The sequence below is a fragment of the Pseudomonas sp. S11P7 genome (assembly GCF_023195435.1).
GTDB lineage: Bacteria > Pseudomonadota > Gammaproteobacteria > Pseudomonadales > Pseudomonadaceae > Aquipseudomonas > Aquipseudomonas fluorescens_G.
The window spans coordinates 5530831-5542802 of record NZ_JALPKS020000002.1 but is presented as its reverse complement, the minus strand read 5'-3'; the positions used below and the strand labels follow the sequence as shown (position 1 = coordinate 5542802).

Sequence of the window (11972 nt, the reverse complement as noted above, 5' to 3'; positions counted from 1 at the left end):
TCGAAACTGCCTTGACCTTGCTAGGCTTCATCATCGATGCGCCGCCCGGCGAGGCGGCGGCCACGGGTAATCAGTTCGATGAACTGCACTGCGCTCAGCGCATGAGCGAACAGCCAGCCCTGGCCGAACTTGACCCCTTCACTGCTGAGCAATTGCGCTTGCGATTCCAGCTCGATGCCTTCGGCAATCACCTTCAGATCCAGCGCCTGGGCCATATGAATGATATGCGGGGCGACGCCGCTGCTCGCCGCGTCATGGCCGAGTGCGTCGATGAACGCCTTGTCGATTTTCAGACAATCCACAGGCAATGTTTGCAGGTAGGCGAGGCTGCAATAGCCGGTGCCGAAATCGTCGATCAGCACCTGATGACCGACGTCACGCAAGGCTTGCAGATTTTCCCGCGCTACCACCACATCGATCAGCCCGCGCTCGGTGACTTCGAAAGCAATCTGCCGCGCCGCGACCCGGTGCAAGGCCAGCAGGCGCGCCATGACCTGGCCTACCCGGGGCACCATCACGTCGCACGCAGCGAGGTTAACGGAAATATAAAGCTGTGGATTGGCCCGCAATAACTGCCCCAGTTGCTCCAGCAAGCGCTGCAGGACGAAGTCGGTCATCTGCCGAATCTGCCCGGTGTTTTCTGCCATCGGGATAAACAGGTCAGGGCTGGTCAGCGTGCCGTCCGGTCGCCGCCAGCGCAGCAGGGCTTCGGCGCCCACACAATTTCGGCTGTCGAGGTCGAAAATCGGTTGGTAGAGCACCTGCAACTCCCCGCGCCGAATCGCCCCGTGCAATTCGGCGTCGAGCGACTGGCGCTGGCGCACCAGCAAAAACACGCAGAACCCGACAAAGCCGCCGAGCACCAGGCACAGCGGGACCACCCACCACCATACGACGGGAATGTGCATGCCGGTACGTGGCGCGATCAACACCAACTGATATTCCGGGTTGTCGGTGGGCATGCGGTAGATCAGGCGTGTTTGCGTGACCTGCAAGGCCGCGCTGGCTTTCGGCGGCCACGGTTCGGTAGGCGGCCATATCTGCGCCTGGCCCAGCACCGGAATGGCCCGCGTGCCGTGATCGAGTACCACCAGCAAACTGCTGCCCGGCGACAGGTCGACCATGTCGGTGAGGTGCCCGCGCGAGGTGGCCACGCGGAAGTTGCCGCGCCCGAGCATCAGCGCCGCGCGGTTTTCGTCGGGTTCAGTGGTGGTGTTCAGCCAATAGCTGTAGGTCGGGCCGGTGATGTCCGGCGCCCGAGCGCTCGAGAGGATTTCCTGACGCGGACGGTTCGAGCAGGTCTGCGAGGCATCCGTATAGGCCGCTTCGTAAACGAACCGATAGTTGAACGTGACCTGTTGCAGGGTGGCAATCATTTCATCGTCGCAACTGCGCAATGGCTGGGCTTCGAGATCATCGAGGCTTTCGCGCAGCTGGCCGAACAATTGTTCAAGACGGGCAAGAAATCGCTCGCCCTGAGCATTCATTTCCTGGCTTTCATTCTGCTCGACTTGACGCATCGCGACGAACATTGCGCCGGCGATCAGCAGGCTGGTACTGAGGACAGCCGCGATCATCGCCAAAAACACCGGGCGATAAAACCAGCTACGCAGTGTCTCTCGGGTAGCAGCCATCAGGGGATATCCGAAGAATTACCAATGAGTTATAGCTGCTGATTGCGAATTTGCGCTGACCGTCGGGCGGGCGTCATTATTTTGTCTGATTGAGGACCAGTAGCAGCGCCGCCGTTTGTGCGTCTGGCGTGCCGTCGAAGCGTGCAGGGCGATAGTGCATTTGAAACGCCGCGAGGACATGGCGGGTAGCGATATCCAGTTCGCCGGTCTGCGGCGTGTCGTAGCCCACGCGCGCCAGTTGCGCCTGGAACCAGCTGATGCTCGGCAGTTCAGCGCTATTGAGCAGCGCTTGCTGCCGCGCTACCGCCTGTTCGTTCGGCCATCGTCCAGGCCTTCGGCGGCGAGACGCTTCCAGGGGAACAAGGGGCCCGGGTCGAGTTTGCGCAGCGGCGCGATGTCGCTGTGACCGATGATGTGCTGCGGGCTGATACCGTTGCGCTTGCTGATGTCCTTGAGCAGGGCGATCAGCGCTTGAATCTGCGCTTCGCTGTACGGGTACCAGAGGCGCCCGGTCGGGGTGTCCTTGAAACCGGGATTGACGATTTCGATGCCGATCGAGCTGGAGTTGAGCCAGGTACGGCCCTGCCACTGGCTTTCACCGGCGTGCCAGGCGCGCTGGTTTTCATCCACCAGCTTGTAAACGGTGCCGCCCTTGTCGTCGCCGATCAGGTAATGGCTGCTGACTTCGCCGTGAGTCAGCAGCTGCAGGAAACGCTCCAGCGAGGCCGAGGTGTAATGAACGACCACGAACTGGATGCGGCTGTCGTAATTGGCCGAAGGATGGCTGGTGTCATAACGCGGGCCGCTGGCGCAACCGGCAAGGACGAGCAGCGATGTGAGCAGAGCGATTGTTTTCATGGCAGGAAGCAACACAGTGGAGAGCGATAATGCAACAGTGTAACGTAAGACGGCTCGCCTGAAGCTACCGGTAGTATTTTGTATCGATCCCAAGCGAGCCGACCTTTTAACCTTTGCAGATCAGGTAATAACTCATGGCGTACACTCCAGGAGCCTGATCTGTCCCGGCCAGCCTGCTCATCACTGTTACTTGGTTTTTATTCGGCTTGCCGCCCAGTGTTGCAACTCCAAATATTTCCGCGTCAAAGCTGCTCTGATCATTGATGGAAACGAGACAAAACTTCGGTTGTTTTTTGAAAATATCCTGAAAGAAGTTGATGTTGTAAATGGCAGCATGGTTTTCATCAACACTATGCGAAATTGAATCGATCCACTTTGGAGATTGAGCCTCTATTGTTCCATTGCTCGAAATAGAGGCTGAGTAGAGCCGTTCGCCGGCTTGGCTGCTCAGGCTGGCTGCGAGCAGGCAAAGGCTTAAGATAAACCTGTTTTTATTCACTGAAACATCCTTGTCAGTTACTGTGCAGTGATTGATTTCATGCACAGTCATTAGAACAATGGATATAACTGATCCAAGCTACGCCAGGCAAGACGGAAAATGTTCATTAGCCAAGAGGAGAAGTTATTCAGAGAATGGCTACGCTGCGGTTCGGGCAAGACTACAGCGATATGGCATTTATCCTACTTGTACATTATTTCGATCATTACTTTTGGCGCGATAAAGTGCATCGTCGGCTCGCTTGATAACCTGACTGACAGTTTCCCCCACCCGGAATGAGGTGATGCCAATCGATACGGTGATCGTGACCCGCTCACCCTTGAAGTGGAAAGGGCAGGATTCGATAGCCATTCGCAAAAGATTGGCCAGTTTTTCACCGTTGCCAACAGGGGTGTCAGGCATCAACAAGACGAATTCTTCACCGCCGAAGCGCGCGATGAAGTCGCTCGTACGAAGGCGCTTACGCAAGACGGTGGCGATGATCTTCAACACTTTGTCACCGGCCAGATGGCCGTAGCTGTCATTGATCCGTTTGAAGTGATCAAGATCGAGCATCGCCAGGCTCAGGGTGTTGCCGTGCTGCTGCCACTGCTTGATTTCATATTCGAGGCGTTCGCTCCAGGCCGCGCGATTGGGCAGGCCGGTGAGCGGGTCGATCAAGGCTTTCTGCCGTTGTTCTTCAAGGTGCTCGCGAAAGCCCAGGGCCTCCTGTTCCATGTGTGCCACGCGTTCTGACAGCCCTTTGAGGCGCGCGGCCACTTCCTGTTCGCGGGCGTCGCGCTGCTGGCGGTGCTGGTCCATGGTGCCGAGCAGGCCTTCTAGATGGTTCTCCAGCACTTGCTTGAGGTCGTCCAGGTCTGCCGCTTCCTGCACGCTGGTCTGCAAACCGTCGACCTGCTCGCGGATCTGCGTGTCCATCGCCCGCGCCGCCGAGCTGTTGTCGGCGTGGCCATCGCTGGCGGCTTGCAGGTTGCTCTGAAACGCTTCGAGGCGCTCGTTGAGTTGCTGCAGATACGCTTCGAACTCGTGCTGGCCGCTGTCGGTGATCGCCAGCATCAGTGTCGCGAGATCGTCGAGGATCGGGATCAGCTCATACCAGTTCAAACCATGTTTGAGCCGATCGCGCATGGCTTCGGCTTGCGGGCGGTGCCGCTCTGGCAGGGTCAGGTCGTCGAGCAGGCCGATCAGGGTGTCTTCGATGTGCCGGGCGACAGAACTGTAGGACGGCTCCGGGGAGTCCGGAAGGGCGAACAGGATGTCCTCTTCGGACTGCTCCGGGTCGATCGCGGCCAATGCCTGGGCGATCGGCTCGGGCAGGGGCAGGCTGTCGAGGATCAGGGGTGCAGGATCGCCGGGATGGATCAGTTCGTCAGGGTTGAACCCGGCGGGCGCCTGATCCGCAGCCGTGGCGAACACGGGCACGGGTTCGAAGGGCTTTGCTGGCGGCTCGCTCGGGTGAGCGGCGACATCGCTGGAAACGGTTGGCGGCACGAAAGCCACCACTTCCTTCGGTTCAATCAGGGGCTGCGCGGCCGGCGGGGGTGTTTCGTCAACCGGGTCAATGATCGGGGCAGCAGGCGCCACGGTCAGCGGCGCAACCGGTACTGGTCGCGCCAGTTCTGGTTCGGGCTGTGCTGTTGCGTGTGCCTCGATGGGCGCGGCAGCTTCCGCCGTCGATGCGGCTGCTTCTGGCGCAGGCGCCTCAGGATTTTCCCGATTGCCGAACAAGCGTTGCAGCAGGCCCGGACGACCGGGTTCCGTCGGCGTTTCCAACTGACTCAGCGCCTTGCCCTGCAGACCACTGAGTTCGCTGAGCAACAACGGCATTTCCCGCGCCGAGCTGACGCGGCTGTCCAGTTGCTTGGCGAATTTCTTCAAAGGCTGCGCGACTTCACGCGGCAGGGGCAATGCCTGTAACTGCGTGACCAGCGACGTCAGTGCGGTGCTGACCTGTTCGATACGGGTTTCTCGCCGCTGCTCGGAGTCGAGCACGGCTTTTTCCAGGCGTGGCAGGAGGGCGGCGAGGCCGGCGTCCATGTCATCGGTGCGCACCACGTCGCGCATCTCTTTCATGCATTGATCGACCGCCTTGTCGGTGCCTTCCGCGGCCAGGGTACTGCGGACCAGACCCCGACGCAGCAAATCGAGGCGGGCGGCCCAGCGCCGTTCGAGCTTGTCCTGTTGTTCGATGCTTTTGAGGTATTTCTCTTTCCAGCGCTGGGCGTCGTCGCTCATTCAGGGTTTCCGCGAAGGTCAGGACTCAACGCGGGCAATGCATCGGCCGTGAGCGAACCCGGCAGACGAATCTCTACCGCGACCGGCAGGTGATCGGAAATCGGTTGTGCCAGCACTTCGACCTTTTCCAGGGTCAGGGTCGGGCTGAGCAGAATATGATCAAGGCAGCGCTGAGGACGCCAACTGGGGAAGGTCGCTTCCACCTGCGGGGCCAGCAGGCCAAGATCGCGTAGCGGGGAGTGTTGCAGCAGATCGCTGGCGTGGGTGTTCATGTCACCCATCAGCACTTGATGTTTGTAGCCACCGATCAGTTCACGAATATAGGCCAGTTGCAGGCTGCGCGTACGCGCGCCAAGAGCCAGGTGCATCATCACCACCACCAGCGCTTCCGGGCCTTCGCCGAAGCGCAGCAGAATCGCGCCGCGACCTTTCGGGCCGGGCAGCGGGTGATCCTCGATCGCCCACGGCTTCAGGCGACTGAGCACACCATTGCTGTGCTGGGCCAGTCGACCGAGGTTGCGATTGAGTTGTTGATACCAATAGGGGAAGGCGCCGAGCTGGGCCAGATGTTCAACCTGATTGACGTAGCCCGAACGCAGGCTGCCGCCGTCGGCTTCCTGCAGGGCGACCAGATCGAAGTCGCCGAGCAGGTCACCGATCTTTTGCAGATTGCCCGAGCGCCCGGTGTGCGGCAGCAGATGCTGCCAGCTGCGGGTCAGGTAATGCCGATAGCGCTCGGTGCTGATGCCAACCTGGATGTTGAAACTGAGCAAGCGCAGACGCTGGTCCGCGGGCAAGCCCGTGGACGCCAAATGATGCTCGTTGACCTGCGGATCGTGCAGGCCAACGCTGCGTTCAGACTTCCAGCGGCGCATGGCGAGGGCCGCGCTTAGTTGGCAGCCGCCTTGGTCGCCGCTCGCTCTTTGGCGACCAGTTGGTCAGCCAGCTTCAGCGCTTGTTCGGCACCCCCGGCCGAGCCGATGTCGAAACGGTATTTGCCGTTGACGATCATGGTTGGCACGCCAGTGATTTCGTACTTCTTGGCCAATTCACGGGCCTTGACGATCTGACCTTTGATGGCGAACGAGTCGAAGGTGGCGAGGAACTTGTCCTTGTCCACGCCTTGAGTGGCGAGGAAGTCAGCCATGTCGTTCTTGTCGGTCAGCTTCTTGTGTTCTTTCTGGATCGCGTTGAATACCGCGGCGTGAACCTTGTGCTCGACACCCATGGCCTCGAGGGTCAGGAACATCTGACCGTGAGCGTCCCACGGGCCGCCGAACATCGCCGGGATACGCACGAAGTTGACATCGGAAGGCAGTTTTTCAACCCATGGATTGATCACCGGCTCGAACGCGTAGCAGTGTGGGCAGCCATACCAGAACAGCTCGACCACTTCGATCTTGCCAGGCACTGCAACCGGAACCGGGTTGGCCAGTTCCGCGTAAGGGGCGGCAGGGGCTTCAGCGGCCTGGGCGGTGACGCCGAACAGGCTGGCAGCGACGAGGGCGGCGCTGATGATCAGATTACGCATGCTTTACTCCTGAACAATTTGGGTCGCCTCGCTCGACCTGTTTTCAGACAGGTCCTGGCGGGCATGAGTGCTGTAGTGTAACGGCAGCGGCCACAAAAAAGGGCGGCCAAAGCCACCCTTTTTATACTTGCTGCGACGGATTAATCGAGCGTTAACGTTGCTGGAGATGTCCGCCTCGCGCAACGCCCGAAAAACGGCCTCAGTGCAGGCCCTGGATGTAGCTGGAAACGGCCGCGATGTCTTCGTCGCTCAGCTTGCGCGCGATGGTGCGCATGGTCATCGCGTCACCGTCATTGGCGCGCCCACCTTCTTCCTTGCGGAAGTCGGTCAGCTGCTTGGCGATGTATTGCGCGTGCTGGCCGCCCAGATGCGGAAAGCCGGCGGCGGCGTTGCCGGAACCGTTCGGCGAGTGGCAGCCGGTGCAGGCGGGCAGGCCCTTGTCCAGATTGCCGCCGCGGAACAGCGCTTCACCGCGTGCGACGAGTTTCGGATCGGCAGCGCCGACGCTGCCTTTCTGGCTGGCGAAGTAGGCGGCGAGGTCAGCCAGGTCCTGATCGTTGAGATTGGTCAGCAGACCGGTCATTTCCAGCACGACCCGCTTGCCATCCTTGATTTCTTTCAGTTGCTTGGTCAGGTAGCGTTCGCCTTGCCCGGCCAGTTTCGGAAAGTTTGGCGCCATGCTGTTGCCGTCCGGGCCATGGCAGGCTCCGCATACGGCGGCTTTTGCCTGGCCTGCTGCGGCATCACCGGCAGCATGGGCGAAGCCTGAAATTCCCACGGTCAACAGCAGACTCACGATCAGTTTGTTCATCAGCTAATCCAACTACGGCTAAGGGTTAAGTTATGGACCGGGTTTACTCTCGCTCATCCACAGGATGATGGCCTGGTAATCCTCGGCACTGCAGTCCATGCACAAACCACGCGGCGGCATCGCCTTGAAACCCTGGGTCACGTGTTGCACCAGCGTCCCCATACCTTTCGCCAACCTCGGCGTCCAAGCTTCCTGATCGCCTCTTGCGGGCGCCATGGGTAGTTGGCCGGAATGACAGGCACCACAAACACGGTTGTACACTGCTTCCGGATCCTGTGTAGCCTGTGCGCTGTAAAGCGGCATCAAGACTCCGGCAGCCAGCAGCCATTTCGTCATAAAACGACCTTTTCAGGGTTGAGAGCGATCTGCGTTCTAGTGCGCAATCAAGGTCCGTCGCTCTCGTGAACTTCATCCTTCGCTGGGACAAAGCACACACAAAATCTGCGGCATTATATACTGGCGTCACTGAAACGGAAGCGACACCGCGTTCCGCGCCCAATCCCGGCGCCGCCCACATCGGAAATCCCATGCAACTCAAGAATCCCATCCTCGGCCTGTGCCAACAGTCCACGTTCATGCTCAGTGCCGCCAAAGTCGATCAATGCCCTGACGACGAAGGCTTCGAAGTGGCGTTTGCCGGTCGTTCCAATGCCGGTAAATCCAGCGCATTGAACACTTTGACACACGCCAGCCTGGCGCGGACCTCGAAAACCCCGGGTCGCACACAGCTATTGAATTTCTTCAAGCTAGACGATGATCGGCGTCTGGTCGACCTGCCGGGCTACGGTTACGCAAAAGTACCGATCCCGCTCAAGCAACACTGGCAGCGCCACCTCGAGGCTTACCTTGGTGGTCGGGAGAGTTTGAAAGGTCTGATTCTGATGATGGACATCCGCCATCCAATGACCGACTTCGACCTGCTGATGCTCGACTGGGCCGTCGCCGCTGGCATGCCGATGCACATTCTGCTGACCAAGGCCGACAAGCTTACCTACGGCGCGGCAAAAAACACGCTGCTGAAAGTACAGTCGGAAATCCGCAAAGGCTGGGGCGACTCAATCACCATCCAGCTCTTCTCCGCACCAAAACGCATGGGCCTGGAAGAGGCCTACGCCGTCCTGGCCGACTGGATGGAACTGGCAAACAAAAACACCGAGGCCGTCGAGTAGATTCAGAATGGGGGAAAATTGGTTGTAGTGTGTTCAGGCAAGGCGAAAGCGCAGCGAAAAGCGGAGTTTAGGGGACCTAAATGAGCAATTGAGCTGTGCTTTCAACGCAGCATGAACGCGCTACAGCCAATTTTGGGGCAAAAAAGCCCCGGGATTCAGTGGGGAGGTAGAATTCCGGGGTTCAAGTTCCGAACCGCTAGGGCGGGGTTCAGATATCTGCCAACACTTAACACAACATAGGAGCATCGAAGGGCTTCACCAGCCATTCAGTACCTCTGAGTGTTCGGCCGCCAGATTAGTTCAGATTTTTTTCTAAAAGTTTGGAATAAGTCCCAGCGCGTTCAGGTCTAAGCCCGTTTTCACGGGGTTTGCCGCGACCTCGGTCGCGGCAAGACACGCGTCTTAGTGCGCCTCATCCCAGTTGTTGCCCACACCCACTTCCACCAGCAACGGCACATCCAGTGTCGCCGCTTCGCTCATGTGCTGACGAATCTCGGCGCTGACCTGCTCGACCAGATCCTCGCGCACTTCCAGTACCAGTTCGTCGTGCACCTGCAGGATGACCCGGGCATCGAGCCCGGACGTCGTCAGCCAGTTGTCCACCGCGACCATGGCTTTTTTGATGATGTCGGCGGCCGTGCCCTGCATCGGCGCGTTGATCGCCGTGCGCTCGGCGGCGGCGCGTTCCTGCGGCTTGTTCGAGTTGATCTCCGGCAAGTACAGGCGACGGCCGAAGAAGGTTTCGACGTAACCCTGATCCGCAGCCTGCGCGCGGGTGCGCTCCATGTACTCGCGAACCCCCGGATAGCGGGCGAAGTAGGTGTCGATGTAGGCCTTGGCGGTCTTGGTGTCGACACCAATGTCCTTGCCCAGTTTCTGCGCGCCCATGCCATAGATCAGGCCGAAGTTGATCGCCTTGGCGCTGCGACGCTGGTCGGAACTCACTTCATGCAGCTCGACCTTGAACACTTCGGCAGCCGTGGCGGTGTGTACGTCCAGGTTGTTGCGGAAGGCGTTCATCAGACCTTCGTCGCGGGACAGGTGCGCCATGATCCGCAGTTCGATCTGCGAATAGTCCGCCGCCAGCAGTTTGTAGCCTTTCGGCGCCACAAAAGCCTGGCGGATGCGCCGGCCTTCAGCGGTGCGCACCGGAATGTTCTGCAGGTTCGGATCGCTGGAAGACAGGCGACCGGTCGACGCCACGGCCTGATGGTACGAAGTGTGGATACGTCCGGTGCGCGGGTTGATCTGCTCCGGCAGGCGATCGGTGTAGGTGCTTTTCAGCTTGCTCATCGAACGGTGCTCCATCAGCACCTTCGGCAAGCGGTGATCGTCTTCGGCGAGTTTGGCCAGCACTTCTTCAGCGGTGGACGGCTGGCCCTTGGCAGTCTTCTTCAAGACCGGCAGGCCAAGCTTTTCGTACAGGATTACGCCCAGTTGCTTCGGTGAGCCCAAGTTGAATTCTTCGCCAGCAATCTCGAACGCTTCGCGCTCCAGCGCGACCATCTTGTTGCCCAGCTCGATGCTCTGGATACCCAGCAGTTCGGCGTCGACAAAGGCGCCTTGACGCTCGATGCGCGCCAGTACCGGCACCAGCGGCATCTCGATATCGGTCAGTACGCTGGCGAGGCTCGGGATCGCATTGAGTTTTTCCACCAGCGCCTGATGCAGGCGCAGGGTGATGTCGGCGTCTTCAGCGGCGTACGGCCCGGCCTGTTCCAGCGCGATCTGGTCGAACGTCAGCTGCTTGGCGCCTTTGCCGGCAATGTCCTGGAAGCTCACGGTGGTGTGGTCCAGGTATTTCAGCGCGAGGCTGTCCATGTCGTGGCGGGTCGCGGTGGAGTTGAGCACGTAGGACTCAAGCATGGTGTCGTAGGCAATCCCGCGCACGTTGATGCCTGCACTCTGATCGCCCCCGATGGCGCAATTGGCGAGGATGTTCATGTCGAACTTGGCGTGCTGGCCGACTTTCAGCTTGTCCGGATCTTCGAGAATCGGTTTCAGTGCGCGCAACACGCTGTCGCGGTCCAGTTGCTCCGGCACGCCGATGTACGAGTGGGTCAGCGGGATATAGGCGGCTTCGTTGGCCTGTACGGCGAACGAAAGACCGACCAGTTGCGCCTGTTGCGCGTCGATGCCGGTGGTTTCCGTGTCGAAGGCGAACAGCCTGGCGTTGCGCAGTTTTTCCAGCCAGACGTCAAAGCGCGCCTGATCGAGGATGGTTTCGTACGCGGCTTCAGCAGGCGCAGCGAGGGTCTCGGCGGCGGCCGCGCTGAACAGATCATGCGCGGGCGCCGGTTCGGCCGCCGCGCTCAGTTCCAGGCGCTTGGCGTCGCGATCAAGGTCGTTCAGCCAGCTCTTGAATTCCAGCAGGGTGTACAGCTCGTACAGCTTGGCTGGGTCTTCCGGGCCCATCTGCAGGTCGTCAAGGCCGATATCCAGCGGCACGTCGATCTTGATGGTCGCCAATTGGTAGGAGAGGAACGCCATCTCCTTGTGCTCTTCGAGCTTGGCCGGCAGGGTCTTGGCGCCGCGAATCGGCAGGCTCGGGACGATGTCGAGGTTGGCGTACAGCTCGGTGAGACCGCCATTGACCCCGACCAACAGGCCGGACGCGGTTTTCGGGCCGATGCCGGGAACGCCCGGAATGTTGTCGGACGAATCGCCCATCAGTGCCAGATAATCGATGATCTGCTCCGGAGCGACGCCGAATTTCTCCTTCACGCCCTCCACATCCATCGAGCTACCGGACATGGTGTTGACCAAGGTAATGTGCCCGTCGACCAGTTGCGCCATGTCTTTGTCGCCGGTCGAGATGATCACCGGGAGATCCGCCGCCGCGCTGCTGCGGGCGAGGGTGCCGATGACGTCGTCGGCTTCGACGCCGTCCACGCACAGCAGCGGAAAACCGAGGGCGATCACGCTCTGGTGCAGCGGCTCGATCTGCACGCGCATGTCGTCGGGCATGCTTGGGCGGTTGGCTTTGTATTCGGCGTACATCTCATCGCGAAATGTCCCGCCCTTGGCGTCGAACACCACGGCGAACGGGCTGTCCGGGTACTGCTTGCGCAGACTCTTGAGCATGTTCAGCACGCCCTTGACCGCACCGGTCGGCAGGCCTTTGGAGGTGGTCAGCGGTGGCAGCGCGTGGAAGGCGCGGTACAGGTAAGAAGAACCGTCCACCAGGACGAGGGGGGCTTGGCTCATGAGCAGGATCAACCTTTTCGGCGGGTCC

General features: G+C 60.1%; 9 protein-coding genes and 1 pseudogene. 1 reads left to right on the top strand and 9 read right to left on the bottom strand.

From position 1 onward, the window contains the following. Window positions 1–20: 20 nt before the first annotated feature. The 8 genes and pseudogenes from M0746_RS25330 to M0746_RS25295 form a co-directional block, all read right to left on the bottom strand. Complete coding sequence (locus M0746_RS25330; protein ID WP_258451038.1) at window positions 21–1634, bottom strand: EAL domain-containing protein; 1614 nt, start codon at window positions 1632–1634, stop codon at window positions 21–23. 76 nt (window positions 1635–1710) lie between these two features. Continuing rightward, window positions 1711–2492, bottom strand: a pseudogene (locus tag M0746_RS25325) (N-acetylmuramoyl-L-alanine amidase). A 106-nt stretch (window positions 2493–2598) separates the two neighbouring features. Further along, entirely contained in the window at window positions 2599–2991 is a 393-nt protein-coding gene (locus M0746_RS25320) for a hypothetical protein (protein ID WP_258451037.1), read from the bottom strand. Between the two features lie 177 nt (window positions 2992–3168). Further along, a complete protein-coding gene (locus M0746_RS25315) occupies window positions 3169–5226 on the bottom strand; it encodes a diguanylate cyclase (protein WP_258451036.1) in 2058 nt (685 codons plus the stop codon). Continuing rightward, entirely contained in the window at window positions 5223–6101 is an 879-nt protein-coding gene (locus tag M0746_RS25310) for an endonuclease/exonuclease/phosphatase family protein (protein WP_258451035.1), read from the bottom strand. Before M0746_RS25310 ends, M0746_RS25315 begins: the two co-directional genes overlap by 4 nt. Window positions 6102–6115: 14 nt before the next feature. Then, window positions 6116–6757, bottom strand: coding sequence for a thiol:disulfide interchange protein DsbA/DsbL (locus tag M0746_RS25305; RefSeq protein ID WP_258451034.1), 642 nt, complete (start codon window positions 6755–6757; stop codon window positions 6116–6118). Between the two features lie 199 nt (window positions 6758–6956). Beyond that, the gene (locus M0746_RS25300) at window positions 6957–7568 is read right to left on the bottom strand and encodes a c-type cytochrome (RefSeq protein ID WP_090287941.1); all 612 of its coding nucleotides are present in this window, start codon (window positions 7566–7568) and stop codon (window positions 6957–6959) included. A 30-nt stretch (window positions 7569–7598) separates the two neighbouring features. Beyond that, window positions 7599–7904: a c-type cytochrome gene (locus M0746_RS25295; RefSeq protein ID WP_016772347.1), complete on the bottom strand. Its 306-nt coding sequence runs from the start codon at window positions 7902–7904 to the stop codon at window positions 7599–7601. 191 nt (window positions 7905–8095) lie between these two features. Between M0746_RS25295 and yihA the strand changes: the two genes are divergently transcribed. Next, window positions 8096–8737: a ribosome biogenesis GTP-binding protein YihA/YsxC gene (yihA, locus tag M0746_RS25290; protein ID WP_258451033.1), complete on the top strand. Its 642-nt coding sequence runs from the start codon at window positions 8096–8098 to the stop codon at window positions 8735–8737. Between the two features lie 402 nt (window positions 8738–9139). Here the strand turns inward: yihA and polA are convergent, their stop codons facing one another. Continuing rightward, window positions 9140–11944 carry a DNA polymerase I gene (gene polA, locus M0746_RS25285; RefSeq protein ID WP_258451032.1) on the bottom strand — a complete coding sequence of 935 codons (2805 nt, stop codon included), beginning with the start codon at window positions 11942–11944 and terminating at the stop codon, window positions 9140–9142. Window positions 11945–11972: the final 28 nt, after the last annotated feature.